The organism is Streptomyces sp. NPDC058955 (assembly GCF_042741435.1).
In the GTDB taxonomy this organism is placed as follows: Bacteria; Actinomycetota; Actinomycetes; order Streptomycetales; family Streptomycetaceae; genus Streptomyces.
The window spans coordinates 25,414-51,396 of the sequence record NZ_JBHYKM010000051.1; the positions used below are offsets into that span (position 1 = coordinate 25,414).

The 25,983-nt window shown below is 71.0% G+C and carries 25 protein-coding genes; 10 read left to right on the forward strand and 15 right to left on the reverse strand.

Annotated features, from left to right (window positions below; genetic code table 11):
* Nucleotides 1-7: 7 nt before the first annotated feature.
* Nucleotides 8-1,315 carry a M18 family aminopeptidase gene (locus ACFW1I_RS20565; RefSeq protein ID WP_384671859.1) on the reverse strand — a complete coding sequence of 436 codons (1,308 nt, stop codon included), beginning with the start codon at nt 1,313-1,315 and terminating at the stop codon, nt 8-10.
* 180 nt (nt 1,316-1,495) lie between these two features.
* A complete protein-coding gene (locus ACFW1I_RS20570) occupies nt 1,496-3,325 on the reverse strand; it encodes an acyl-CoA dehydrogenase (RefSeq protein ID WP_384671861.1) in 1,830 nt (609 codons plus the stop codon).
* Nucleotides 3,326-3,481: 156 nt separating this feature from the next.
* Between ACFW1I_RS20570 and ACFW1I_RS20575 the strand changes: the two genes are divergently transcribed.
* From ACFW1I_RS20575 to ACFW1I_RS20585, 3 genes are all read left to right on the forward strand, one after another.
* A complete protein-coding gene (locus tag ACFW1I_RS20575) occupies nt 3,482-3,982 on the forward strand; it encodes an SseB family protein (RefSeq protein ID WP_384671866.1) in 501 nt (166 codons plus the stop codon).
* 162 nt (nt 3,983-4,144) lie between these two features.
* Nucleotides 4,145-5,107 (forward strand): pirin family protein, encoded by a 963-nt coding sequence (locus ACFW1I_RS20580; RefSeq protein ID WP_384671869.1) that lies wholly within the window; start codon nt 4,145-4,147, stop codon nt 5,105-5,107.
* A gap of 85 nt (nt 5,108-5,192) precedes the next feature.
* On the forward strand, nt 5,193-6,260 hold the full coding sequence (locus ACFW1I_RS20585) for an AI-2E family transporter (protein WP_384671871.1): 1,068 nt from the start codon (nt 5,193-5,195) through the stop codon (nt 6,258-6,260).
* 30 nt (nt 6,261-6,290) lie between these two features.
* Here ACFW1I_RS20585 and ACFW1I_RS20590 read toward each other — a convergent pair whose 3' ends face one another.
* Both ACFW1I_RS20590 and ACFW1I_RS20595 read right to left on the reverse strand, forming a co-directional pair.
* Entirely contained in the window at nt 6,291-7,103 is an 813-nt protein-coding gene (locus tag ACFW1I_RS20590; protein ID WP_384671873.1) for an MBL fold metallo-hydrolase, read from the reverse strand.
* A 230-nt stretch (nt 7,104-7,333) separates the two neighbouring features.
* The gene (locus tag ACFW1I_RS20595; RefSeq protein ID WP_384671875.1) at nt 7,334-9,454 is read right to left on the reverse strand and encodes a SpoIIE family protein phosphatase; all 2,121 of its coding nucleotides are present in this window, start codon (nt 9,452-9,454) and stop codon (nt 7,334-7,336) included.
* Nucleotides 9,455-9,605: 151 nt separating this feature from the next.
* On the opposite strand from ACFW1I_RS20595, the gene aspS reads away from it, so the two are divergent.
* On the forward strand, nt 9,606-11,423 hold the full coding sequence (aspS, locus tag ACFW1I_RS20600; RefSeq protein WP_384671877.1) for an aspartate--tRNA ligase: 1,818 nt from the start codon (nt 9,606-9,608) through the stop codon (nt 11,421-11,423).
* A 57-nt stretch (nt 11,424-11,480) separates the two neighbouring features.
* Here aspS and ACFW1I_RS20605 read toward each other — a convergent pair whose 3' ends face one another.
* The 9 genes from ACFW1I_RS20605 to ACFW1I_RS20645 form a co-directional block, all read right to left on the reverse strand.
* The gene (locus ACFW1I_RS20605) at nt 11,481-12,107 is read right to left on the reverse strand and encodes a hypothetical protein (protein ID WP_384671880.1); all 627 of its coding nucleotides are present in this window, start codon (nt 12,105-12,107) and stop codon (nt 11,481-11,483) included.
* Between the two features lie 88 nt (nt 12,108-12,195).
* Nucleotides 12,196-12,705, reverse strand: a complete 510-nt coding sequence (locus tag ACFW1I_RS20610; RefSeq protein WP_384671883.1) for a GNAT family N-acetyltransferase — start codon at nt 12,703-12,705, stop codon at nt 12,196-12,198.
* Nucleotides 12,706-12,775: 70 nt separating this feature from the next.
* Nucleotides 12,776-13,186: a hypothetical protein gene (locus tag ACFW1I_RS20615; RefSeq protein ID WP_384671885.1), complete on the reverse strand. Its 411-nt coding sequence runs from the start codon at nt 13,184-13,186 to the stop codon at nt 12,776-12,778.
* The gene (locus tag ACFW1I_RS20620; protein WP_384671888.1) at nt 13,179-13,370 is read right to left on the reverse strand and encodes a hypothetical protein; all 192 of its coding nucleotides are present in this window, start codon (nt 13,368-13,370) and stop codon (nt 13,179-13,181) included. Before ACFW1I_RS20620 ends, ACFW1I_RS20615 begins: the two co-directional genes overlap by 8 nt.
* A gap of 76 nt (nt 13,371-13,446) precedes the next feature.
* The gene (locus tag ACFW1I_RS20625; protein ID WP_384671890.1) at nt 13,447-13,839 is read right to left on the reverse strand and encodes an Imm50 family immunity protein; all 393 of its coding nucleotides are present in this window, start codon (nt 13,837-13,839) and stop codon (nt 13,447-13,449) included.
* Between the two features lie 12 nt (nt 13,840-13,851).
* Nucleotides 13,852-14,214, reverse strand: a complete 363-nt coding sequence (locus ACFW1I_RS20630; RefSeq protein ID WP_384671915.1) for a hypothetical protein — start codon at nt 14,212-14,214, stop codon at nt 13,852-13,854.
* 256 nt (nt 14,215-14,470) lie between these two features.
* Nucleotides 14,471-15,295: a MarR family transcriptional regulator gene (locus ACFW1I_RS20635; protein ID WP_384671891.1), complete on the reverse strand. Its 825-nt coding sequence runs from the start codon at nt 15,293-15,295 to the stop codon at nt 14,471-14,473.
* 425 nt (nt 15,296-15,720) lie between these two features.
* Nucleotides 15,721-16,467, reverse strand: a complete 747-nt coding sequence (locus ACFW1I_RS20640) for a phosphotransferase family protein (protein WP_384671893.1) — start codon at nt 16,465-16,467, stop codon at nt 15,721-15,723.
* A gap of 77 nt (nt 16,468-16,544) precedes the next feature.
* Nucleotides 16,545-17,576, reverse strand: a complete 1,032-nt coding sequence (locus ACFW1I_RS20645; RefSeq protein ID WP_384671895.1) for a LuxR C-terminal-related transcriptional regulator — start codon at nt 17,574-17,576, stop codon at nt 16,545-16,547.
* 324 nt (nt 17,577-17,900) lie between these two features.
* Here ACFW1I_RS20645 and ACFW1I_RS20650 point away from each other — a divergent pair, with 324 nt between their 5' ends.
* From ACFW1I_RS20650 to ACFW1I_RS20675, 6 genes are all read left to right on the forward strand, one after another.
* Nucleotides 17,901-18,104 (forward strand): hypothetical protein, encoded by a 204-nt coding sequence (locus ACFW1I_RS20650; RefSeq protein WP_384671898.1) that lies wholly within the window; start codon nt 17,901-17,903, stop codon nt 18,102-18,104.
* 49 nt (nt 18,105-18,153) lie between these two features.
* Nucleotides 18,154-18,426, forward strand: a complete 273-nt coding sequence (locus tag ACFW1I_RS20655) for a hypothetical protein (protein WP_384671900.1) — start codon at nt 18,154-18,156, stop codon at nt 18,424-18,426.
* Nucleotides 18,427-18,601: 175 nt separating this feature from the next.
* Entirely contained in the window at nt 18,602-19,945 is a 1,344-nt protein-coding gene (locus tag ACFW1I_RS20660; protein WP_384671902.1) for an FG-GAP-like repeat-containing protein, read from the forward strand.
* Nucleotides 19,946-20,029: 84 nt separating this feature from the next.
* The gene (locus tag ACFW1I_RS20665) at nt 20,030-21,190 is read left to right on the forward strand and encodes a transglycosylase family protein (protein ID WP_384671904.1); all 1,161 of its coding nucleotides are present in this window, start codon (nt 20,030-20,032) and stop codon (nt 21,188-21,190) included.
* Between the two features lie 40 nt (nt 21,191-21,230).
* On the forward strand, nt 21,231-22,925 hold the full coding sequence (locus ACFW1I_RS20670; RefSeq protein ID WP_384671906.1) for an FG-GAP-like repeat-containing protein: 1,695 nt from the start codon (nt 21,231-21,233) through the stop codon (nt 22,923-22,925).
* A gap of 116 nt (nt 22,926-23,041) precedes the next feature.
* Nucleotides 23,042-23,380 (forward strand): DoxX family protein, encoded by a 339-nt coding sequence (locus ACFW1I_RS20675; protein ID WP_384671908.1) that lies wholly within the window; start codon nt 23,042-23,044, stop codon nt 23,378-23,380.
* Nucleotides 23,381-23,462: 82 nt separating this feature from the next.
* Here ACFW1I_RS20675 and metG read toward each other — a convergent pair whose 3' ends face one another.
* Both metG and ACFW1I_RS20685 read right to left on the reverse strand, forming a co-directional pair.
* On the reverse strand, nt 23,463-25,070 hold the full coding sequence (gene metG / locus ACFW1I_RS20680; RefSeq protein WP_384671911.1) for a methionine--tRNA ligase: 1,608 nt from the start codon (nt 25,068-25,070) through the stop codon (nt 23,463-23,465).
* 75 nt (nt 25,071-25,145) lie between these two features.
* Nucleotides 25,146-25,895: a VWA domain-containing protein gene (locus ACFW1I_RS20685; protein ID WP_384671913.1), complete on the reverse strand. Its 750-nt coding sequence runs from the start codon at nt 25,893-25,895 to the stop codon at nt 25,146-25,148.
* Nucleotides 25,896-25,983: the final 88 nt, after the last annotated feature.

The window sequence follows — 25,983 nt, forward strand, 5'->3', positions numbered from 1 at the left end:
CCGGAGCTCAGCCCTCCAGGAAGGCGACCAGGGCGTTGGCGAGGAGGTAGGGGTCCTCGGCGCCGCAGAGCTCGCGGGCGCTGTGCATGGAGAGGATCGCCACGCCGATGTCGACGGTGGTGATGCCGTGGCGGGCGGCCGTGATGGGGCCGATGGTGGTCCCGCAGGGCATGTCGTTGTTGGAGACGAACGACTGCCACGGCACGCCCGCCTTCTCGCACGCGGCGGCGAAGACGGCGCGGCCGGTGCCGTCGGTGGCGTACCGCTGGTTGACGTTGACCTTGAGGATCGGGCCGCCGTTGACGCGCGGGTGGTGCGTCGGGTCGTGCCGCTCCGCGTAGTTGGGGTGGACGGCGTGGCCGGTGTCGGAGGAGAGGCAGATCGTGCCGGCGAAGGCGCGGGCGCGGTCCTCGTAGCCGCCGCCGCGGGCGTAGACGGAGCGCTCCAGGACGGTGCCGAGGAGGGGGCCCTGGGCGCCGGTGTCGGCCTCGGAGCCGTTCTCCTCGTGGTCGAAGGCGGCGAGGACCGGGATGTACGGGAGGTCGTCGCGGCCCGCGAGGGCGGTGAGCGCGGCGACGCCGGCGTGGACGGAGATCAGGTTGTCCATGCGCGGTCCGGCGACGAGTTCGCGGTCGCGGCCGAGGTAGGCGGGGGCGTCGACGGCGTGCACCATCAGGTCCCAGCCGGCCACGTCCTCGGCGTCCACGCCGGCCTCGCCGGCGACGAACTCGATCAGGTCGCCCTCGTGGACGTCACCGGTGCCCCAGACCGGCTGCATGTGGCGCTGGCGGTCGAGCTTCAGCCCGTCGTTGGCGCTGCGGTCGAGGTGGATGGCGAGCTGCGGGACGCGCAGCAGCGGCCGGTCGACGTTGACGAGGCGGTGGCTGCCGTCGCGGAGGGTGAGGCGGCCGGCGAGGCCGAGGTCGCGGTCGAGCCAGGTGTTGAGGAGGGTGCCGCCGTAGATCTCGACGGCGATCTGCCGCCAGCCCTGGGTGCCCATGTCGGGGCGGGGCTTCACCCGCAGGTTGGGGGAGTCGGTGTGGGCGCCGACGATCCGGTACGGGGTGTGCGGGTCGGCGCCCGCGGGCACGTACCAGGCGATGATCGCGCCGCCGCGGGTGACGAACTTCCCGCCGCTGGTCCCGTCCCACGCCGCGGTCTCCTCGACCCGGCGGAAGCCCGCCTTCTCCAGCCGCTCGGCGGTGTTGGCCACCGCGTGGTACGGCGACGGGGACGCCGAGAGGAAGGTCATCAGGTCATCGGTGTGGCCGGGGCCGAAGGGTGCGGACGCCGGTCGGGAAGCTGCGCTGCTCATGCGCCCCACCTTACGGGGGCGTTTCGGCGGTGCCGGGCGGGGTGAGCCGGGCCGCTTCTCGGCGGCTCCCGCCAAGGCGGAACGGCCCGCCCCCCTCCCCGGGGACGGGCCGTTCCAGTAAGGATCGAGGCGTGTTCCTGTGGGGTGGGGTACGAGTACCCCACCCCACGTACCGAGGTACTAGAACGCCGCCTCGTCCAGGTCCATCAGGCCGCCGTCCACGCCGTCGGCGAGGAGGCGCTCGGTGGAGACGCCGGGCAGGACGTTGGCGGCGAAGAACTTCGCGGCCGCGATCTTGCCCTGGTAGAAGGCGACATCCTTGCCGGTGGCGCCGGCCGCGAGCTTCTCGGCGGCGACGGCCGCGCCGCGCAGCAGCAGGTAGCCGACGACGACGTCGCCGGAGGCCATGAGGAGGCGGGTGGTGTTGAGGCCGACCTTGTAGATGTTCTTGACGTCCTCGCCGGTGGCGGTGAGGTCGGTGATCATCTTGCCGACGATCGCCTCCAGGTCGACGGCCGCCTTGGCGAGCGCGTCGCGGGCGCCGGCCAGCTCCTCGCCGCCGGTGCCGACCGCGAGGAACTTCTTGATCTCCTCGGAGAGGGTGTTCAGGGAGGCGCCCTGGTCGCGGACGATCTTCCGGAAGAAGAAGTCCTGGCCCTGGATGGCGGTGGTGCCCTCGTAGAGGGTGTCGATCTTGGAGTCCCGGATGTACTGCTCGATCGGGTACTCCTGGAGGAAGCCGGAGCCGCCGAAGATCTGGAGCGACTGCGCGAGCTGCTCGTAGCCCTTCTCGGAGCCGTAGCCCTTCACGATCGGGAGCAGGAGGTCGTTGAGGCCGTGCAGGGCCTTGGCGTCCTCGCCGGCCGCTTCCTTGACCTGGATGGCGTCCTGGACGGAGGCCGTGTAGAGGACGAGGGAGCGCATGCCCTCGGCGTACGCCTTCTGCGTCATCAGCGAGCGGCGGACGTCGGGGTGGTGGGTGATGGTGACCTTGGGCGCGGCCTTGTCCATGAAGTTGGCCAGGTCGGTGCCCTGGACGCGCTCCTTGGCGTACTCCAGGGCGTTGAGGTAGCCCGTGGAGAGGGTGGAGATCGCCTTCGTGCCGACCATCATGCGGGCGAACTCGATGATGAGGAACATCTGGCGGATGCCGTCGTGCTTGTCGCCGATGAGCCAGCCCTTGGCGGGGTGCTGGTCGCCGAAGGTCATCTCGCAGGTGTTGGAGGCCTTGAGGCCCATCTTGTGCTCGACGTTGGTGGCGTAGACGCCGTTGCGGGCGCCCAGCTCGCCGGTCTCCCAGTCGAACTCGTACTTGGGGACGAGGAAGAGGGAGAGGCCCTTGGTGCCGGGGCCGGCGCCCTCGGGGCGGGCGAGGACGTAGTGGAGGATGTTCTCCTCCATGTCGTGCTCACCGCTGGTGATGAAGCGCTTGACGCCCTCGATGTGCCAGGAGCCGTCCTCCTGCTGGATGGCCTTGGTGCGGCCGGCGCCGACGTCGGAGCCCGCGTCGGGCTCGGTGAGGACCATGGTGGAGCCCCAGCGCTTCTCGACGGCGATCTGGGCGACCTTCTTCTGCGCCTCGTTGCCCTCGTTGTAGAGGACGCCGGCGAAGGCCGGGCCGGAGGAGTACATCCAGACGGCCGGGTTCGAGCCGAGCAGCAGCTCCGCGTAGGCCCAGACGAGGGAGCGCGGGGAGACGGTGCCGCCGATGCCCTCGGGGATGCCGAGGCGCCAGTACTCGGACTCCATGAAGGCGTCGTAGGACGCCTTGAAGGTGGCCGGGACCGGGGCGGTGTTGGTCTCCGGGTCGAAGACCGGCGGGTTGCGGTCGGCGTCGGCGAAGGATTCGGCCAGCTCGTTCTCGGCGAGGCGGCGGATCTCGTCGAGGATGCTCTTGGCGGTGTCGACGTCCATCTCCTCGAACGGACCGGTGCCGTACACCTTGTCGCGGCCGAGCACCTCGAAGAGGTTGAACTCGATGTCGCGGAGATTCGACTTGTAGTGCCCCATGGCGACGGCTCCGTAAAGACTCGGGGAGGGATTCCTCGTGCGCGCGCCACCCAGGTCCTACTCACGAGTAGCGCACTCTTCTCTCCGATGATGCTACCCACCGGTAATAAGAGCAACCCCTTCCGGGCGATCTGTGACGCAGTAGGCTCAGGGCCCATGTACGGCTACGAGCAGAATCCGGGCGCGCAGCAGCAGTACGGACCGCCTCCGCAGGGGCAGTACGCGCCGCAGGCGGGCATGCAGGGGGGCGTGCCCGGCGGGTACGGGCAGCAGCAGGCCCCGCTGTACCCCGAGCCCTCGCCGCCCTCCCTCGCCGACGCCGTACGCGCCTTCACCACCGGCACCCTCGCCGCCGAGGACTTCCAGCAGATCTTCGCGACCTCGAAGGTCTACTGCCCGCGCGGGGACAACCCCGGCTTCCTGGCCCTGCACAACACCCAGCAGCCGGTGATCCCGATGTTCACCTCGCTGAAGGAGCTGCGGCGGTACGCGGGCAAGGAGTCGAAGTACTTCGTGATCACCGGCGCCGAGGTGATCGACCTGCTGCCGACCGGCTACGGCTTCGTCCTCGACATGGAGGGCGACCACCGGATGGTCTTCGACGCGAAGGCCGTGGAGCAGATGGTCGACTTCGCGATGCGGCGGATGTACGGCTGACGCACGCTGGACGTGACGAAGAGCAGAGAGCGCCCGGGAGGAATTCCTCCCGGGCGTTCCGCGTTCCGGGTGGCAGGAAGTTCAGCATTCAACTAAAGTGGTCGTACGAGGACAGGCCGAGCCGGCCACCGTGCCCTCAGGCCGTACGAAGGAGGTCCCGCCATGCCCGCCGTGACTGTCGAGAACCCGCTCAACCTGCCGCGCGTCGTCGCCGCGGCCGACGCCACCCCGCGCCCCGTGCTCGCCGTCACCACGGCCCCCCAGGGCTTCGAGGGCGAGGGCTTCCCGGTCCGCCGCGCGTTCGCGGGCATCAACTACCAGTACCTCGACCCGTTCATCATGATGGACCAGATGGGCGAGGTGGAGTACGCGCCGGGCGAGCCCAAGGGCACCCCCTGGCACCCCCACCGCGGCTTCGAGACCGTCACCTACATCATCGACGGCACCTTCGACCACCAGGACTCCAACGGCGGCGGCGGCACCATCACCAACGGCGACACCCAGTGGATGACCGCCGGCTCCGGCCTCCTCCACATCGAGGCCCCGCCGGAGTCCCTCGTCGTCAGCGGCGGCCTCTTCCACGGCCTCCAGCTGTGGGTCAACCTGCCCGCGAGCGACAAGATGATGGCCCCCCGCTACCAGGACATCCGCGGCGGCCAGGTCCAGCTCCTCACCTCCCCCGACGGCGGCGCGCTGCTCCGCGTCATCGCCGGCGAGCTGGACGGGCACCAGGGCCCCGGCATCACCCACACCCCGATCACGATGATCCACGCCACGCTCCGCCCCGGCGCCGAGATCACCCTGCCCTGGCGCGAGGACTTCAACGGCCTCGCCTACGTCATGGCCGGCCGCGGCACCGTCGGCGCCGAGCGCCGTCCGATCCACCTCGGCCAGACCGCCGTCTTCGGACAGGGCGGCTCGCTGACCGTCCGCGCGGACGAGAAGCAGGACTCGCACACCCCGGACCTGGAGGTCGTCCTCCTCGGCGGACAGCCCATCCGCGAGCCCATGGCCCACTACGGCCCGTTCGTCATGAACACCCAGGCCGAACTCCGGCAGGCCTTCGAGGACTTCCAGGCCGGCCGCCTCGGCACCATCCCGGCCGTGCACGGCATGGGCGAGTAGGCGGCCCGCGCCGATGTGACGGGTCGTCGCCCGGACGGCCCGTCATGTCCGCATTCGGCGGACATCGGTGTGATCTTATGGACGGGTGGAGACGAGTCGAACACCCCTGCTTCCCGAGCCCGCCCGCAAGCTCGCCGCCTGGTGCGCCGTGCTGCTCCTGGTGGCCGGGGTGGCCGCCGTCTTCATCTGGCTCTGCGTGGTCTTCAAGACGGCCGTGACCCCGGTGCTGCTCGCCATCCTCGGGACGGCGCTGCTCGGCCCGCTCTACCGCCGGCTGCTGCGGATGAAGGTCAGCGCGTCCCTCTCCGCCGCCATCACCGTCGCCGCCGTCCTCGTGGTCGTCGGCGGCGCCACGTACATCGTCGTCGCCGCGCTCATCGAGACCGGCGACCAGATCCTCGCCTCGCTCCGCCAGGCCGCCGTCGACATCGCCGAGCACTTCGGCGCCGCCGGGACCTCGCTGGAGGACCTGGCCGCCAACGCCAAGAAGCTCCTGGAGCGGTTCGGCGGGACCGCCGCCTCCGGCGTGATCTCCGGGCTCAGCGTCGTCGGGCAGATGCTCGCCACCGCCGTCCTCGCCCTGCTGCTGATCTTCTTCTTCCTCCGCGACTCCGACAAGGCCGTCGGCGCCCTGCGCGCCTTCGTCCCGTCCGGCACCTCCGACACCGCCGAGGCCATGGCCCGCCGCGCCTTCGAGGCCGTCGAGGGCTTCATGCGCGGCACCACCCTCGTCGCCTTCGTCGACGCCGTCCTCATCGGCGTCGGCCTGCTGATCCTCCAGGTGCCCGGCGCGATCGGCCTCGCCGCCCTCGTCTTCGTCACCGCCTACATCCCCTACCTGGGCGCCTTCCTCTCCGGCGCGGTCGCCGTCCTCGTCGCCCTCGCCGACCGCGGCTTCGCCATCGCCCTGTGGGTGCTCGGCATCGTCCTCGCCGTCCAGGTCATCGAGGGCAACGTCCTGCAGCCGATGGTCCAGAGCCGCACCGTCCAGATGCACCCCGCCGCCGTGATGCTGGCCATCACCGCCGGCGCCTCCGTGGCGGGCATCCTCGGCATGCTCCTCGCCGTCCCCCTCACCGCCGCCGCCACCGGCATCCTCGGCGAGCTCCGCGCCCGGTACGGCTCCGCCGCGGCCCCCGAGAAGACCGCGTAGAAGACCGCGTAGAAGACCGCAGAAGACCGCCTAGACCGGCGCCCCGCCCGGTTCGAAGGACTTCAGCATGGCCTCCAGGGCCGCCTGGTCGGGGCCCACCCACGGGTCCGCGTCCGGCGCGGCCGCCAGCGTCCCCAGCATCCGGTCCGTCATCCGCACGGCCGGCGGCAGATGGGTGCAGAGCACGATCTCCGGGGCCGCCTCGCGCAGCGGGGCCAGCGTCGCCCGGTACCTCTCCGGGTCCACCACGTGCACCCACGGGCTGTCGATCGTCGCCCACAGCAGCTGCGCGTCCCGCAGCTCCTCCGGCTTCAGATCGCTCGCGTGCCCGCTCTCGGCGAGTTCGGCGCTCGGCATCGGGGCGCCGAAGCAGTCCGAGCTGAAGCAGATCCGGGTCCGGTCGTCGTAGAACCCGACGGTCGCCGGACTGTCGAAGAGCGGCGGACGGAAGGCGTGCAGGGCCCGGTCGCCGACGTCCAGGGACTGCCCCGGGTTGAGGAAGTACACCCGGTCCAGCGGCAGCGGCCGCTCGGTGGTCATGATCCCGAACCCGAGGAAGGTGGTCACCACGCGCGCGCGTGGCGCCGCGTCGAGCAGGTCGAAGATCCCGCCCGTGTGGTCGCGGTCCGGGTGGGTGAGCCAGATCCACCGCACCTCGGCCGGGTCGATCACCCCGGCGAGCACGGCGAGGAAGTCCCGGTCCTCCAGCGACAGACCGGTGTCCACGACGACGGGTTCGGCGGCGGTCAGCACATAGGCGTTGACGGGGATGTGGCCGATCCCCGGAATCTCCAGGCTGTCGGCGATGACGGTGGTGTCGCTGCCGACCTTGTGGGTGTCCATGACGAGCTCCGTGGTCCCCCCGGCGGCCGTACGACACCAGTCTCCGCCGCCTCCCCGCCCACCGCGCGGCGGGGAGACGGGCGCACGCGCGCGTGCGGAGGCGCCTCGCACGTCGCCGGAGGCCGTACCCGTGTCGCCGGAGGCCGTACGCGCGCCGGCCGGTGGTCGTACGAGCGCCGGCCGGTGGTCGTACGAGCGCCGGCGCCGTGCCCGTACGGCCGCCGCCAGCCCTACGGGCAGCAGCCCTCCGGGTCCGCCGGTTCGCGGAGTTCGAACCAGATCGTCTTGCCCTCGCCGCGTGGTGCGACGCCCCACGCGTCCGCCAGCATCTCCATCAGGACGAGGCCGCGGCCGCTGGAGGCCATCTCGCCGGGGTGGCGCATGTGCGGGAGTTCGTCGCTGGCGTCGGAGACCTCGACCCGCAGGCGGCGGGACTTCCCCCCGCAGGCGACCTCGGCGGTGAGGAGGGCGTCGCCGTCCGTGTGGACGAGCACGTTGGTGACCATCTCCGAGACCATCAGGACCGCCGCGTCGAGCTGGTCCTCGTCCGTCCAGTCGTGCAGCAGCTGCCGCACCTGCTCGCGCGCCTCCGCGATCCGCTCCGGCTCCGCCTGGGCGATCGTCATCAGGGTGCGGCGCGGGGTCTCCCGTACCGTCGTCGCCGGCCGCCGCGAGAGCAGCAGCACCGCGATGTCGTCCTCGCGCCGGTCCGCCAGCGGGCCGGTGGTGTGGTGGGAACCCGGGCCGTGCACCGCCTCCACGAGGGTGTCGGCCAGCTCCTCCAGGTCGTCGCCCCGGTGCTCCTCCAGGAGCCGCCTGACCCGCTCCCAGCCGCTGTCGAGGTCGTGCCCGCCGGTCTCCAGCAGCCCGTCGGTGCAGATCATCAGCGTCTCGCCGGGATCGAGGGTGAGCCGGGTGGTGGGGTAGTCGGTGTCCGCGTCGATGCCGAGCGGCAGCCCGCCCGCCGTCGGCCTCAGCAGGACCGTCCCGTCGACCATCCGCACCGCCGGGTCCGGGTGACCCGCCCGCGCGATGTCCACCGTCCCCGTCTCCAGGTCCACCTCCAGGTACAGGCAGGTCGCGAAGCGCGGCCCGCCGCCGGGACCCTCCGCCTCCGCCCCGTACCCGTCGTTCACCCCGTACAGGAACCGCGAGGCCCGCGACAGCACCGCGTCCGGCCGGTGCCCCTCGGAGGCGTACGCCCGCAGCGCGATCCGCAGCTGGCCCATCAGCGCCGCCGCCCGCACGTCGTGCCCCTGGACGTCCCCGATGACCAGCGCGATCCGGCCCGCGCCGCCGCTCCGGCCGCCGGGCAGCCGGATCATGTCGTACCAGTCGCCGCCCACCTGGAGCCCGCCGCCGGTCGGCACGTACCGCGCCGCCACCTGGATCCCCGGGATCCCCGGGCCGAGCACCGGCATCATCGTCCGCTGGAGCCCCAGCGACAGCTCCCGCTCCGACTCCGCCACCCCGGCCCGGGCCAGCGCCTGCGCCAGCATCCGCGCCACCGTCGTCAGCACCGACCGCTCGTCCGGCGTGAACGCCACCTGGTGCTTGAAGGCCGCCATCCAGGCGCCCATCGTCCGCCCCGCCACCACCAGCGGCACGAACGCCCACGACTGCCGCTCGAACCGCTCCGCCAGCGGCCACGTCATCGGGAAGCGGCGCCGGTACTCCTCCGGCGACGGCAGATAGATCGCCCGCCCGGTCCGCACCACCTCCGCCGCCGGATAGTCCGTCGCCAGCGACATCGACGTGAAGGGGCCCTCGTCGCCGTCCCGCTGCCCGTGGTGCCCGATCACCGTCAGCCGCTCGCCCGACATCCCGAAGACCGCGAGCCCGTCCGGCGAGAACCCCGGCATCGACAGCGAGGCCGCCACCCGCAGCACCTCCGCCGTCGACCGCGCCTCCGCGAGCGCCCGCCCCGCGTCCAGCAGGAACGCCTCCCGCGACCGCCGCCAGTCGCCCGTGATCGGCGTGTGCGGCCCGGCCGTCCCCGGCTGCGGCTCGGCCACCTCCTGGATCGTGCCGACCAGCTGGTAGTCGCCGCCCTCGACCAGCGGCTTGGACCGGCTCCGTACCGTACGGACCACCCGGCCGCTCTCGTCCATGATCCGCAGCCGCGCCTCGGCCAGCGTCCCCTCCGCCACCGCCAGGTTGACCACGCCGTCGATCTCGTTCCAGTCCACCGGATGGAAACGCGACCGCACCGCCGCCTCGGTCAGCCGCACCGGCTCCGCGGGCAGCCCGAGCAGCCGGGCGGCCTCGGCGTCGAGCGAGACGATCCCGGAAGCGTTGTCCCAGCGCCACAGGCCCGTGGCGATCGCGGCCAGGACGTCCTCGGTGCGCATTGCCCCACTTTATGAATATCGGACTGCGTGTCGCCACCGAGAGTATTCGAATCGCGATCTTGGGTGTCCCGGTAGGCTTGGGGCGGCCCCGGCACTGCCCGGGCCGAGGTCTCACGCTTTCTCTCCGATCCCGAAGACTGGATGAACGACGATGCATCGGTACAGGTCCCACACCTGCGGCGAGCTCCGCGCCTCTGACGTCGGCACCGACGTCCGGCTCAGCGGCTGGCTGCACAACCGTCGAGACCTGGGCGGCATCCTCTTCATCGATCTGCGCGACCACTACGGCATCACGCAGCTCGTCGCCCGCCCCGGCACCCCCGCCTACGAGGCCCTCGACAAGCTGACGAAGGAGTCCGTCGTCCGCGTCGACGGCAAGGTCGTCTCCCGCGGCACGGAGAACGTCAACCCCGAGCTGCCCACCGGCGAGGTCGAGGTCGAGGTCGGCGAGGTCGAGGTCCTCGGCGCCGCCAAGCAGATCCCCTTCACCATCAACGCCGACGACGGCGTCAACGAGGAGCGGCGCCTGGAGTACCGCTTCCTCGACCTGCGCCGCGAGCGCATGCACCGCAACATCATGCTGCGCTCCGCCGTCATCGCCGCCATCCGCTCCAAGATGGTGGCCCTCGGCTTCAACGAGATGGCGACCCCGATCCTCACCGCGACCTCCCCCGAGGGCGCCCGTGACTTCGTCGTCCCGTCCCGCCTCAACCCGGGCAAGTTCTACGCGCTCCCGCAGGCCCCGCAGCAGTTCAAGCAGCTGTTCATGATCTCGGGCTTCGACCGCTACTTCCAGATCGCGCCCTGCTTCCGCGACGAGGACGCCCGCGCCGACCGCTCGCCCGGCGAGTTCTACCAGCTCGACGTCGAGATGAGCTTCGTCGAGCAGGAGGACGTCTTCCAGCCGATCGAGAAGCTCATGACCGAGCTCTTCGAGGAGTTCGGCGGCGGCCGCCACGTCACCTCGCCGTTCCCGCGGATCCCGTTCCGCGAGTCGATGCTCAAGTACGGCAACGACAAGCCCGACCTGCGCACCTCGCTCGAACTCGTCGACATCACCGACGTCTTCGAGAAGTCGGAGTTCAAGGCGTTCGCCGGCAAGCACGTCCGCGCCCTCGCCGTCCCGGACACCGGCGACCAGCCGCGCAAGTTCTTCGACGGCCTCGGCGACTTCGCCGTCTCCCTCGGCGCGAAGGGCCTGGCCTGGGTCCGCGTCGGCGAGGAGAACGCCCTCACCGGCCCGATCGCCAAGTTCCTCACCGAGGAGAACGTCAAGGTCCTCACCGAGCGCCTGGGCCTCAAGCCCGGCCACGCGGTGTTCTTCGGCGCCGGCGACTTCGACGAGGTCTCCAAGATCATGGGCCCGGTCCGGGTCGAGGCCGCCAAGCGCGCGGGCCAGTTCGAGGAGAACGTCTTCCGCTTCGCCTGGATCGTCGACTTCCCGATGTACGAGAAGGACGAGGAGACCGGCAAGATCGACTTCTCGCACAACCCCTTCTCCATGCCGCAGGGCGGCCTCGAGGCCCTGGAGACGAAGGACCCGCTGGACATCCTCGGCTGGCAGTACGACATCGTCTGCAACGGCATCGAGCTGTCCTCCGGCGCCATCCGGAACCACGAGCCCGACATCATGTTCAAGGCCTTCGAGATCGCCGGCTACAGCCGCGAGACCGTCGAGACCGAGTTCGCCGGCATGCTCCGCGCCTTCCAGTACGGCGCCCCGCCGCACGGCGGCATCGCCCCCGGCGTCGACCGCATCGTCATGCTCCTCGCGGACGAGCCCAACATCCGCGAGACCATCGCGTTCCCGCTGAACGGCAACGCGCAGGACCTCATGATGGGCGCCCCGACCGAGCTCGACGAGACCCGCCTGCGCGAGCTGAACATCCAGCTCCGCAAGCCGGTCGAGAAGAAGGTCACGGAGGACCGCCCGGTCACGGAGTCGGTCCACCCGGACGCGGCCCGCTGACGCTGACGCGCGGGTGAAGGGCCCGGGATCCGCGAGCAGCGGATGCCGGGCCCTTCGTCATGCCTCAGGCCGCAGCCGATCCCAGGACGTCCCTCGCGTCTCCAGGAACTCACTCAGATACAACTCCGTGCCCACCCCGGGATCCTGCCCCTCCAGCCACAGCGAATCGCACTCCGGACACAGCAGGAACCACTCCCCGCTCTCCTCGGCCCGATACCCCCGCAACCAGTCCTGCCCACAGTGCACACAGGCCACCCGAGCCCGGCGGCGAGAGGGGGACCGAGGCGCGAGCCGCGTACAGGTCAGTCGCTCCTCGTGATCCAGCACGAGGACGAGGAACTCCCCCGAGGCCGCCGTCGCCACCACGATCAGCTCGTCCATGGACGGGTACCAGAGGTCATCGAGGGTGGCAAGCAGAGCCGACGCCCGCATCTCGACAGCCACGCGATCCGCCGGCCAGGCGACGAACACGGAAGGGCCGTCGTCGGCGAGCCAAGGCGCCAGAAGGGCCCGCAACGCTTCTGAGTCGGTATCCTCCGACACATCCACGTCGTACCGCGCGTCGCCGCGGAGCAGAGGCAGCCTGCTCCAGCTACCACCGATCACCTCCACAACCCGCGCCAGGGCCTGCGCGTCGGGCCGCAGCCCGAGTGCGCTCAGCGTGCTCGAGAGGCCAGGCGGCATGGTGTCTCCTCAGTGGCTTTCGCGGTACCGGTCCCCACGGTGCGGACGAAGGCGAACGGAGCGTCGCCGCCCCGTTCGCGCGCCGCCCTCATCCCGCGACCCACCGCACCTCCCCGTCGTGCACCTCACCGGTCGGTACGAGCCCGGCGGCGCGGGCGACGGCGGCCGAGGCGGCGTGGTCGGGGTGGACGTGGGCGACGACGGTACGGACCCGGGGCCGCAGCCACCCGACGAGCGCGCGGGCGGCCTCGGAGGCGTAACCGCGCCCCTGCCAGGCGGTCCCGACGACCCAGGCGACCTCGGCGACACCGCCGGCCACGGTGGCCTGCACGGTCCCGACGAGCCGCCCGCCGTCCCGCTCCCGCACGACCCAGTTGCACCAGCTGGTCCCCGGCTCCGGCGCCCCGGCCGCCCACCGCACATACCGCGCCCGCAACTCCTCAAGCCCCTCCGGCGCCCCTCCGATGAACCGGTGCAGCGCCGGATCCCCCAGCACCCCCACCATCTCCTCGGCGTGCGAGACCTCCAACGGCACCAACTCCAGCCGCTCCCCGGCAGGGATCACCTCGACGACCACGCCGCCCCCTCGCACCCTCACCCAACTCCTCCAGCGCCTCTCTCGGGCGCGGTCGCACCCGAGACGGTCAGGCCCGTCGCTTCCTTGCGATTCACCGGTGTGGCCGCCCCTCCTCGAGATCGATTCCGTGCAAGCTCCGCAGAATCGCATCGAGGTCCATGAGGGCGTGACGGCAGAGTTCCTGATCACGCAGCAACGTGGCCTCCCGATCACGAAAGCCCTCCGAGGCGACGAAGCCATCAACTCCCACCAGCAGACGGGACGGACCAAGGACCCAGTTCCGCCGTGAGGCGTCGATACGCCATTCCATCAAGGTCGACGCCGCTTCGACGGCCCGCGTGGCGATCCGCAGCCGCTCCGCGCTCGGTTCCACGAACCCCCATCCCAAAAAGGGGACTTGCAGGTACGCGTACTGGGGATGCGGACCGCCGCTGAGCCGGATCCACCGCAAAGCCCCCACCCGCCCGAGCGCCTTCAGCGCCAGCTCGAACCGCTCACTCATCCCACCGCTCCCGCTCCGCCCACAGCGGCGGCCTGCCGAGTGCCTCCAGGTACTGCTCGAGGATCACGAAGGGCGGAGCGCCGGACGGTTCCTCGTGCTCCCACACCGTGTCGCACTCCCTGCACACCTGGAGCACCACCGTCGTGTCGACGACTCGGCACAGCACGATCCACCCTGCTCGCATTTCGGACACCAAAACCACACAGACCTCCGCGTCTCCCGTGCTCCCCGACTGGAGCCGGAATGTCTTGGAGCGTGGCTCAGTCAGCCGCCAAGGCGTAGGCAGAAAGTCGGCGGATGTATGCCATATCTGCCGTCGCGCGCAACTGGACTGCAGTGGAACTGATTTCGAGGGTGATCCCGTCCTGGGGGTGTAGGGAGATGTCTGCCAAGGGGTTCGATGTGAACCCGTTGAACGAGATGGTTCCCAGTCCAGTCAGGCTCAGAGTCACCTGGACTGTATTGAATCCTTGTGTCGTCCACTTCGTCGGAGGTCGCCTCGGGAAGGACGGCATATCGAACCGGAGGTTCAACGCCGGCCCTTCACGGGACAGTTCGATGTCATGGAGGGAGACGCCTCTGAGGTCCGGAACATCGCCCCCGTAAACACCCTCAATTCCTTTGGGGTCGGCGAGGAGAGAGGTCCATTTCATGTGTCAGTCCAGTCAGTAATCACATATGTATGGGCGAGTCATGACGTAGTCGTGATTGTCATCCAAGATCCGATCGCCGTCTCGATCGGTCATGGGAACTCTCTCGATCTCCATCGGATGCTGAGACATGGGGATTCCCAAATGGGCCGGATTCGGGGTCGTAGTACCGGCCCGGGAAGCGGAGGGGGTGTAGGTGGTGGCGGACTTGTTCCAGGTGGTGGTGCCCCAGAGGGTGGCGCGGGTGTGCCAGGCCAACTCACGGGATTCGTCGACCAGTTCCGTGGGGGTGCCCTCCGCATGGGCCAGGTCGATGCCCTTCGCCATCGCCGCCAACGCCGCCGCCGGCGCGGCGAGATCAGGCTCGTTGCCGCTCACTGCTCCCCCGTTCCCCCTGCTTCTGCCAGATCGACCGCCACCAGTACCGAGGTCCGTCGGAATTCGCCGAGCAAATGGGCAAACTCACGCTGTGCCGCGGCAGCCGGGTCGGTCGCTTTCCGCTCCGGGGCGGGAATCCGGCTGGCCGCAGAGGGGCAGAGTCTGTCAAGTCGGCGAATCTGGAGTGCTGCTGAGGTACTGCTGTCTTCTCCCCGTGGTCCTTCACCTCGGCCATGCTGTCATGCGGCGGTTTCCGTCAGCAACGGGGGACGGGGCTGGTGGAGGGGGTGGCGTCAGCGGTGCCGCAGGAGGGGCAGGTCGGGGTCAGGGCCTTGAAGGTGACGTCGCAGGCGTCGCAGAGCCAGATGAGGTCGGGTGGGGGGAGTGGGGGGTGGGCTTGGAGGGGTGGGGGTGCTGGGGGGAGGTGGGTGGTCAGGCGGTGGGCGAGGAGGGCGGCGGGGTGGGTGAGGGGGCCCTGGGGGAGGTTGGCCGTCAGGGCGTGGTGGATGGTCTCGGGTGCGGCGTCGCGTTCCAGCCAGGCCGCGACGCCTGGGGCGAGGTGGTCGGCGTCGGCCTCGGAGACGTACAGGCGGGGGTCCGCCTTTCGTAGGTCGAGGAGGACGTGGAGGGCGCTGCGGAGGAGTTCGCGGGCCGGGAAGCCGGGGCGGGGGACGGGTGGGAGGGGGCGGCGGCCCGCGGGTTTGGGGGTGGGGGGAGTGGGGGGAGTGGGGGGTGCGGTCGGCTTCGGGGGTTTCCTGTGTGGAGGCTTCCGGGGCGGTGCCTCGTCCTGCGACGGCTTGTGGCAGAAGACCGTGTGGGTGCGGACGCGGCCGTCGGGGGTGCGGACCACCGTGCGGCGCAGGTAGCCATGGGCTTCCAGGGCGTTCAGGGCCCTCGACACGGTCGTCCTGCCGAAGTGGAGCTTGTCGGCGAGGGTCCGGATGTCCACCCGGGTGCCCTCGGGCTGCGAGGCGATGTAGCAGGCGATGGCGATGGCCGCGCCGCCCAGCGTCGCGTGCTGGATGAGGGCGTTGTCCAGGACCGTGAAGTTGCGGGTGAGGCGGACCCGCTCGTGGCACACTCCGCCGGAAGTACGCTGGGAAGAGTGGTTCTTGGCGGATGGGCGGGACGTGGGGGGCCGGCGCCGACTACGCTGCTGGGTATCCATCGGGAAGGTGTTGCTTCCTGGTTGGTAGGCCCTCGCACTGGGACGGCAATCCCGGCGGGGGCCGACGCATTTCTGCGCTCGGTTGGGATGTCGCTGAGCGTAGTCCCTCCAACCTGCCGCGAAACGCCATCAGTTGGCATATTCACTCTCGTGAGTGACCGCGCTCCCACGCCCGCGCGAGGGTGGGTGGGTGGGAGTTCTTGCGCCCGGTTCTTTGGCTTTTTGCCACCCGCGCCACAGGCGTCCGGTCCACCGGAGCCCGGTCGGCCGGGCTCCGGGGGGGAGGGGGAAACGTCCAGGTCAGGGCGGTGGTCGGTGCTTCGGCGGGCCGTGGGGTCTCACATGTGGGAGCGCAGTACGTCGACCTCGCAGCCCGATGCGAAGGGGTCGAAGCCGTGGTCGGTCAGCCAGCGGACCGCCAGCAGGCTTCGCAGTGACCACCAGGCGCGGATCACGTCGAGGTCGACGCCGGTGCCATAGCCGGCGAGGACGTCGTCGAGGTGCTCCTCGTGTCCGAGCGTGAAGGTGGCGAGGTCGTACAGGGCATCGCCCCGGCCCGCCTCGGACCAGTCGATGACGCCCGTCACCTCGTCGCCGTCGACGAAGACATGCGCGATCTGCAGGTCGCCGTGTGTGAACGCCGGGGTCCACGGCCGGAGCGCGGCCTGGGCCACCTGGCGGTTGCGGGCGACCAGGTCGGCGGGCAGGAGACCTCTCGCCACGAGCAACGCGCACTCCTCGTCGAGTTCCGCCGCCAGCGCGACGGTGCTCCGGCCGGACCGGCCGGGCCAGGCGGGCGGCGGCGCGTCGTGCAGCTTGCGGATGGCCGCGCCCGCCGCTGCCCATGCCGCCGGCGACCCGGTCGCCGGACCGCCGAGGCGTCCGAGCGCCGCCCCCGGGAGTGCGGCGATCGCGAGCACGGGCGGCTTGCGCCACAGGACCGCCGGGGTGGGGACCGGCGCGCGGGACATCGCCTCGACCTCGACGTCGATACGCGCCTGGTCGGCGTCCACCTTCAGAAACACGTCGCCGACGCGCAGGGTCGCGCGTTCGGAGTGGGCGACGACGACCTGGACCTCATCCATGGGCGACCGGTCTTCCAGAGGGGGCGCCGACGGCACCGGGGCCAACGGGGAGACCTGCAGCGGGATCTGGCCGTACGTCAGAGCCAGCCGCGCTGGGCCGCTTTGAGGCCCGCCTCGAAGCGGCTCGTCGCGTCGAGGCGTTCCATCAGGGCGGCCATCTGGCGGCGTACCGTCCGCAGGGAGACGCCGAGGCGCTTGCCCGCGGCCTCGTCGGTCATGCCGGAGGCCAGGAGCTTCAGGAGGCCGCGTTCGGTGGGGGAGAGGCCGTCGGGGCCGTCGTGGTCGGCGCGGTGGTCGGCGCCGAGCGGGACGGCCATCTCCCAGGTCTGCTCGAAGAGGGCGAGGAGCGGCGTGACGATGCCGGGGGCGCTGGTGCAGAGCGCGCCGAGGCGGGTGTTGGCCGGGTCGATGGGGACGACGGCGACGCGGCGGTCGAAGACGAGCATCCGCGGCGGGGTCTCCGGACAGGTGCGGATCTGGCCGCCGTTCTCGGTGTGCCAGCGGGCGTACGCGAAGGTCGCCGGGTCGTTGCGGGCGCTGTCCTGGTAGATCGTCCGCAGGGTCACGCCCCGGGCGAGGGCGCGCTCGTCCAGGGGGCGGGCCGCGGCGAGGCTCGCCGGGGACTGGGCGCCACCGGGTTCGATGGAGCAGCACTCGTCGGTGAGGTCGCGGGCGAGGCTCTCCAGGCGGGACTGGATGGCGTCGAGGCCGACGAGCCGTTCGGCGCCGTCCAGGCCGGTGGTGGGCCGGTCGGCGGCGTACGCGGCGACGGTACGGGCGACCGCCTCCTTGCTGCGGGCCAGTTCCTGCTGGCGGCGCAGGAGTTCGGCCTCCTGGCGGCGCAGGATCGAGTCGAAGCCGGTCTCCGGGCTGACCGCGCGGAGCATGCCGGGCGTGTCCCGCGAGGGCCGCAGCAGCTCCAGGTCGACCAGGTCGTCCAGGCACTCCCGTACCCGGCTCTCCGTGATGCCGAGCCGTGCGGCCAGCCGGTCGACGCCGTACGCGCCGCCGTCCGGACCGTGGTCGGAAGCGCCGTTCAGCAGACTCCGGTAGACCGCTTCCTGGTCCGATCCGAGTCCGAGCAGCTCAAGGCCATGTGTGTCCTGCATGCTCCACCCCCCAGTGGCACCCCAAGGAGCCTCATTTTAGGGCGTGGCGGGCTTCGGATCAGCTGTCCGACCGGGGGGAACGGGCCCCGGGAGGGCAAGTACGTCACCTCGGCGCCATGTCGCGGCCACCCGGTGGGCGGCGGGGTGCGGCACCTTGGTGCCAGGCACTTTGGTGACGCCGGGAAGCCCTTCTCCCGGGCCTGGCGGGCGAACAGGATGGTGTCACCGAAAGGGAGCCGCCCGGAGACGACGGACCGACTCCCCCAGGAGTAGCTCCGCTTCGATCCCGCGCCGCCCGTGGTGCCCCGCCCGAGAGGAAACCCCGTGTTCACGACCGCCCGTCGCTCCCTCGCCGCCGCCGCTCTCGTCCTCGCCCTCGCCGGCTTCGCCACCGGGGAGACCATCGGCTGGGACTCCGCCCCCGCCGGCGGGACGGTCGCGGCTCCCTCCGACACCATCGGCTGGGACGCGGCGCCGACGGGCGGGACGCTGCTCGCGGACTCCTCCGACACCATCGGCTGGGACTGACCCGGACGACGCCCCGCCCCTCCCCCCACCGCTGTCCTGAGAGCCTCCCATGCGCATGGTCCGTGTCCTGCTGACAGGACAGGCGGGAGTCCCCGGTCTCGCCGCGCTCCCCAGCCTGATCCACGACCTGCTGTGGGCGCACGCCGTCCCCGCCGACGGTCTGGAGCACGTCCGGATCCGCCCCCTTCCCGGCGGCCTGGACGTCGTCCTCTTCCTGAAGGCGGCCACGGACGAGACCGCCCTCCGGTCCGCCGAAGCGCTGCTGGAGCGCGTCAGGGAGCCGTTCGCCCGGCACGGATTCAGCGGCGGCATCGCCCGCTAGAGCCACCAGAGCCACCAGAGCCACCAGAGCCACCAGAGCCACCAGAGCCACCAGAGCCGCCCGCGCTGTCGGTGCTGCCGTAACCCCCGGACCTTTCTCTCCCCCGGTGCATGCCGACCCCTGCGCTGTCATGCCCACTTCAAGTTTCTTTCTCTTCCCACCCCCAGGAGCCCTGATGAACACCCGTGCCCGCGTCCTCTCCGTCGCCTCCGCCGCCGCGCTCGCCGCCGTCGTCCTCGGCGTCACCACGCCCGCCCAGGCCGCCGCCCCGGCCGGCCTCGCCGCCACGACGGCGGTCACCACGACCCTGGCCGAGTCCTCGGTCGGCGGCTCGATCACCCGCGAAGAAGTCATCGAGCGCGCCAAGTACTGGCTCGGCAAGTCCATCCCGTACAACCAGGGCGGCTCGTACCCCGACTCCGACGGCAAGTACTACCGCACCGACTGCTCCGGGTACGTGTCGATGGCCTGGCACCTGACGACCAGCCTCAGCACGCAGGGCTTCGGCAACAGTTCGGACGTGTACGAGATCCCGCGCAGCGACCTCAAGCCGGGCGACATCCTCAACAGCTACTACGACCACGTCATCCTCTTCGACCGGTGGGAGGACACGGCCAAGACCAAGTTCTCCTACTACTCCTTCGGTTCGACCCCGGTGAAGCACGTCACCGGCATGTCCATCAACGCCGCCACCTTCGACTCACACCCGAACGGCGACTACAAGGCGCTGCGTTACAAGCGGATCGTGGACGCCCCGGTCGACAAGGGCATGACCAACCTGACCGCCGTGGGCGACCTCACCGGCGACGGCGTCACCGACATCATCGCCGTCGAGTCCTCGACCGGTGACCTCTACCGCTACAACGGCCCCGGCTACGTCGGCATGGCCGCCCGCACGAAGATCGGCAACGGCTGGAACACCATGTCCACCATCGTCGGGACCGGGGACGTGACCGGCGACGGCGTCGCCGACATCATCGCCGTCGAGAAGGCCACCGGCGACCTCTACCGCTACCCCGGCCCGAACTACAACGGCGGCTCCCGGGTGAAGATCGGCTCCAACTGGGACTCCATGAACACCCTCACCGGCGTCGGCGACCTCACCGGCGACGGGATCCCGGAGATCATCGCGGTCGAGAAGGCCACCGGCGACCTCTACCGCTACTCGGGGCCCAACTACAACGGCGGCAGCCGCGTGCAGATCGGCAACGCCTGGAACGGGATGTCCACCCTCGTCGGCGTCGGCGACCTCACCGGCGACGGCATCGCGGAGATCGTCGCGGTCGAGCGCTCCACCGGCAACCTCTACCGCTACTCCGGCCCCAACTACAACGGCGGCACCCGCATCCAGATCGGCACCAACTGGGACGCGATGACCAACATCACCGCCGTCGGCGACATCACGGGCGACAGCGTGCCGGACCTCATCGCCGTCCGCTCCGACACGCAGAAGCTCTACCGCTACTCGGGCCCGTCCTTCAACGGCGGCTCGGCCGTCGAGATCGGCTCCGGCTGGTAGACCGCGCGCCCGGCCGGCGGCCCCGTACGCCGCCGGCCGGGCCGACCTCCTCCCTCCCTCCCGCACCGCCCCCAGAGGAACCCCATGAGCCCCCGCAAGCGCCGCCGCCCGTCCCCGCGCACCGCCCTCGCCGCCCTCCCGCTCGCCGCCCTCGCCCTCGGGCTGCTCGCCGCCCCGCCCGCCTCGGCCGCCTCCGTCGCCACCTGGGACGAGGTCGCGCAGTGCGAGGCCGGCGGCGACTGGAGCTACTACCGGTCCGGCCACCCGTACTACGGCGGCCTGCAGTTCCTGAAGTCCACCTGGGACGCCTTCGGCGGCCGGCAGTACGCCGAGTACCCCCACCAGGCGACCAAGGAGCAGCAGATCCGCATCGGCGAGAAGGTCCTCGCCACCCAAGGCGAGGGCGCCTGGCCCGTCTGCGGTCCCCGGGCCGGACTCGGCTCCGACCCGGCCGAGCCGTACCCCTCCGAACCGGCCGCCCCGCAGACGAAGATGGCCCACCTCACCTCCGTCGGCGACCTCAGCGGCGACGGCGTCCCCGACATCGTCGCCGTCGAGGTCAAGACCGGCGACCTCTACCGCTACGACGGACCCGGCTACGTCGGCATGGGCGCCCGGACCAAGCTCGGCTTCGGCTGGAACGGCATGAGCGACCTCGTCGGCGTCGGCGACCAGACCGGCGACGGCAAGGCCGACATCCTCGCCGTCGAGGCCACCACCGGCGACCTGTACCGCTACTCCGGCCCGACCTACAACGGCGGCTCGCGGGTCAAGGTCGGCACCAACTGGGACGCGATGGCCAACGTCACCGGCGTCGGCGACCAGACCGGCGACGGCGTCCCCGACCTCGTCGCCGTCGAGAAGGCCACCGGCGACCTCTACCGGTACGCCGGCCCGCACTTCACCGGCGGCGCCGCCCGCGTGAAGATCGGCGTCGCCTGGAACTCGATGTCCGCCCTCGCCTCCGTCGGCGACCTCACCGGCGACGGCGTCACCGACCTCCTCGCGGTCGAGAAGTCCACCGGCGACCTCTACCGCTACTCCGGCCCGAACTACAACGGCGGTTCGCGCGTGAAGCTCGGCGTCAACTGGGACGCCATGTCGAACGTCACCGGCGTCGGCGACGTCACCGGCGACGGCGTCCCGGACCTCCTCGCCGTCGAGACCGCGACCGGCAACCTCTACCGCTACGCCGGCCCGAACTACAACGGCGGCTCCCGCACCCAGATCGGCACCAGCTGGTGACCGGCCGGCCCCCGACCACCCTTCCCACCAGGAGTCAACGATGAGACTGCGCAAGGCACTCGGCGCGGCCGGGGCCCTCCTCGGCAGCGCGGCCGCCGCCCTCGCCCTCGGCACCCCGACCGCCCAGGCCGACACCGTCACCGCCGGCACCGCGCCCGCCCTCCGCTTCGTCAGCTACAACATGTGCGGCAGCGGCAGCCCCTGCACCGACGCGCTCGGCTACACGGACGCGGCGAAGTACGCGACCATCCTCGACCAGACCAACGCCTCCGTCTGGGGCGCCGACCAGATCTTCCTCCAGGAGGTCTGCCGCTACCAGTACGACAAGCTCGCGGCCGACCTCGCGCCCAAGGGCTTCGAGGGGCTCTACACCACCACCGTCCAGCTCAACACCGGCTCCGGGCTGTGCGCCAAGGGCCCGGCCGGCACCGTGGGCGACTACGGCATGGCCCTCTTCGTCAAGGGGACCGTCACCGAGCGCAAGGTCCTCGACCTCACCGCCGGAATCGAGGGCGGACCCGTCGAGAAGGAACCCATCAAGTCCCCCTGCATCAAGAGCTACACCCAGGGGCGCGCCAACTGGGCCTGCTCCGTGCACCTCTACTGGGACACCGACCCCACCCTCCGCAACCGGGAGGCCGAGATCCTCGCCTCCCAGGCCGCCGCCTGGCAGGAGCAGGGCCTCCCCGTCGTCCTCGGCGGCGACTTCAACGACACCCCCGGCTCCACCATGGCCGGAACCTTCTACCAGCCCGGCAACGGCGGGACCGGCAGCTTCCTGGAGGCCGACGAGACCGACAAGGACTACTTCACGTCCGCCTGCACCACCGCCGGCGCGACCCGCTGCCGCAGCGGCGAGACCACCTTCGGCACCAGCCGCCGGAAGATCGACTACATCTTCCTGTCCGGCGCCCACTTCAAGAACGTCAAGGGCGACGTCCTGCCCCGGGTCGTCGACGCCTCCGACCACGACATGATCCGCGCCGCCGCCACCTGGGCCGACTGCGGCCCCGCCGGCGCCACCGACGGCCTCTTCCGCCGCGACGCGAGCGGCGCCCTCTACCGCTACGCCGGGCGCACCGACGGCAAGCTCGCCGCGCCCTGCAAGGTCGGCGTCGGCTGGGGCATGATGAGCAAGGTCGCCCAGGACGGCACCACCGTCGTCGCCGTCGACGGCTCCGGCACCCTGTGGCGCTACCCGGCCGACCCGGCCACCGGCAGCTACTCCGGCTCCACCCGCGTCCAGGCCGGCACCGGCTGGCAGGGCAACGACGTGCTCCTCGCCCCCGGCGACTTCGACGGCGACGGCAAGCGCGACCTGATCGGCCGCGACACCGCCGGCGCGCTCTGGCTGTACCCGGGCGACGGCGCCCACGGCTACGGAGCCCGCAAGCAGATCGGCTCCGGCTGGCAGATGTTCGACAGCCTGCTCGCCCCCGGCGACTTCGACGGCGACGGCAAGGCCGACCTGATCGGCCGCGACGCCACCGGCGGCCTGTGGTTCTACAAGGGCGACGGCGCCGGCTCCTACGCCCCCCGCACCCAGATCGGCACCGGCTGGCAGATCTACACCGCGCTCGTCGCCCCCGGCGACACCAACGGCGACGGCAAGGCCGACCTGATCGGCCGCGACGCCACCGGCGGCCTCTGGTACTACAAGGGCGACGGCGCCGCGTACTACGCGCCGCGCGTCCAGGTCGGCTACAGCTACCCCGACGGCGAGCTGCTCTTCTGACCTCCCCCCTCGGCCCCGTCACCACGTGGTCCCCGCCCGCCCCGTCACATCGACGGGGCGGGCTCCGTCATGGGGGTGTACGGCCCCTCCCGGGGCCCGCAGCCGGAGGAGTCCCGATGTCCACCACCGCCACCGTCGTCACCGCCCTCGCCGCCTTCATGGCCGGCTTCTCGGGAGCCTCGGTGCTCCTCCGGGCGAAGTTCGTCGTCGAGCCGCTGGCCGCGTACGGGGTGCCGCGCGCGTGGTGGAACACGCTCGGGCTGCTGAAGCTGGCCGGGGCCGCGGGGCTCGTCGTCGGGTTCTGGGTGCCGGTGATCGGGACCCTCGCGGCGATCGGGCTCGTGCTGTACTTCGCGGGCGCGGCGATCACCGTCGTACGGGCGCGGGCGTACGGACACGTGGGCTTCCCGCTGATGTACCTGGCGCCCGCGGCCGCCGCGCTCGTCATGGTGTGAGGCGTACGGCGAAGGCCGCCGGCCCCTGTTCTGCCAGGGGCGGCGGCCTTCGGTCGCGTACGGGCTCGCGTACGGGCGGACGTCAGTCCTTCTTCGGGTCCTCCAGGCGCGGGAAGAGCACCGCGCCCTTCGTCACCGTCGCGCCGGCCGGGAGCTGGCCCCAGCGGGCCGCGTCCTGCACCGGCTGGGCGGCCAGCGCGCCGAGCACGGGCTCGGCGCCGAGGGAGTCCCACAGCTTCTGGGACGACTCCGGCATGACCGGGTTGAGCAGGACGGCGGCGGCGCGCAGCGACTCGGCGGCCGTGTAGAGGATCGTCGCCAGGCGGGCCCGGCCCTCCTCCGACTCGTCCTTGGCCACCTTCCACGGCTCCTGCTCCGTGATGTAGCCGTTGACCTGCTTCACGAAGTCGAAGACCGCCAGGATGCCGCCCTGGAAGTCCAGCTCCTCGCCGATCTTGGCGTCGGCGGTCGCGACCGCCTTCGCCAGGCCCTCCTGGACCGCCTTCTCGGCGTCGCCGTCGGCCGTCGAGGCCGGCAGCTCGCCGCCGAAGTACTTGCCGACCATCGCCGCCACGCGGGAGGCGAGGTTGCCGTAGTCGTTGGCCAGCTCGGAGGTGTAGCGGGCGGAGAAGTCCTCCCACGAGAACGAGCCGTCCTGGCCGAACGCGATCGCGCGCAGGAAGTACCAGCGGTAGGCGTCCACGCCGAAGTGCGAGGTCAGGTCCTGCGGCTTGATGCCGGTCAGGTTCGACTTCGACATCTTCTCGCCGCCGACCATCAGCCAGCCGTTGGCCGCGACCTTCCCGGGCACCGGGAGGCCCTGCGCCATCAGCATGGCCGGCCAGATCACCGCGTGGAAGCGGAGGATGTCCTTGCCGATCAGGTGGACGTTCGCCGGGAAGGTCTCGTCGAACTTCTCCGGGTTCTCGTTGTAGCCGACCGCCGTCGCGTAGTTCAGCAGCGCGTCGATCCACACGTAGATCACGTGCTCGCTGTCCCACGGGACCGGGATGCCCCAGTCGAAGGTCGAGCGCGAGATGGAGAGGTCCTCCAGGCCCTGCTTCACGAAGTTCACGACCTCGTTGCGGGCCGACTCCGGCTGGATGAAGCCCGGGTTCGCCTCGTAGAACTCCAGCAGCTTCGGGCCGTACTCGCTCAGCTTGAAGAAGTAGTTCTCCTCCTTGAGGATCTCCACCGGCTTCTTGTGGACGGAGCACAGCTTGGTGCCGTCCTCGGCCTCGATGAGATCGCCCGGGAGCTTGAACTCCTCACAGCCGACGCAGTACGGGCCCTCGTAGCCGCCCTTGTAGATCTCGTCCTTGTCGTACAGGTCCTGCACGAACTCCTGGACGCGGTCCGTGTGACGCTTCTGCGTGGTGCGGATGAAGTCGTCGTTCGCGATGTCGAGGTGCTCCCAGAGGGGCTTCCACGCCTCCTCGACGAGCTTGTCGCACCAGGCCTGGGGCGTGACGTTGTTCGCCTCGGCCGTGCGCATGATCTTCTGACCGTGCTCGTCCGTGCCGGTGAGGAACCACACCTTCTCGCCGCGCTGACGGTGCCAGCGCGTGAGCACGTCGCCTGCGACGGTCGTGTAGGCGTGGCCCAGGTGAGGAGCGTCGTTGACGTAGTAGATGGGGGTCGTGACGTAGAACGCCTTCGCCCCCTGCTTCTCGGATCCAGTGGCCGCCATGGTCGAAATCCTAACGGCCTTACGAAGATCCACTCACATCGATAAGCAGGGGGCGGAAGGTCGGGTTCAGAGTGCTCAGAGTGTGAGACCGGTGAGGATCCCCCGGTAGAACTCCTCGTGCGGCGTCTCGACCGGCGTCGGGCCCGCGAAGTGGGTGGCCGTACGGTCGGCGGTGAGCTTCCGCAGGTAGTCGAAGCCCTTGCCGTCCTCCTCGCCCCAGGCGGTGAAGCGCCAGTGGACCGGCCGGCCGGCCGCCTCGGCCAGGGCCTGGTTCGCGGCGGTACGGGACTCGGGCGGGCCGTCCGTCTGGAAGATCACCAGCGCGGGGCGGGCCTCGTCCGCCTTCTCGTGCTTCTCGTGGTGGGCCAGGACCTCCTCGACGGCACGGTGGTAGTTCGTGCGGCCGAGGCGGCCGAGACCGGCGTTGATCTCCTCGACGCGGGTGGGGGTGAGGTCGGCGGGGGTCAGGTCGACGACCCCGTCGACGTCGGTCGAGAAGAACACGGTCGTGACCGTCGCGTCCTCGTCCAGGTGCGCGGCCAGCGCCACGGCCTGCTCGGCGAGCCGCTGCACGGACCCGTCCTTGAAGTACCCGCGCATCGACCCGGACCGGTCGACCACGAGATACACCCGAGCCCGCGCCCCGTCCAGCCCCTCGCCCCGCAGCACCTCCCCGGCAGCCCGGTACGCCCCGAGGAGATGCGACGCGAGGCCGCCACGGACGCCGACGTCGCTGGTCGCCTCGGCGTCCGCCGGTGCCGCCTCGGCGGCGGGGGCGGGCTCGGTGTCGGCGTCCGATGCGTCGGTGTCGGCGTCGGTGAACAAGGTGATGCCTTCGTGGTCGGTCGGGCGCCAGGCGTGGTCGTGGGTGCGGAGTCACATCAGGGGCATGAGACCGAAAAAGATGGCAAGC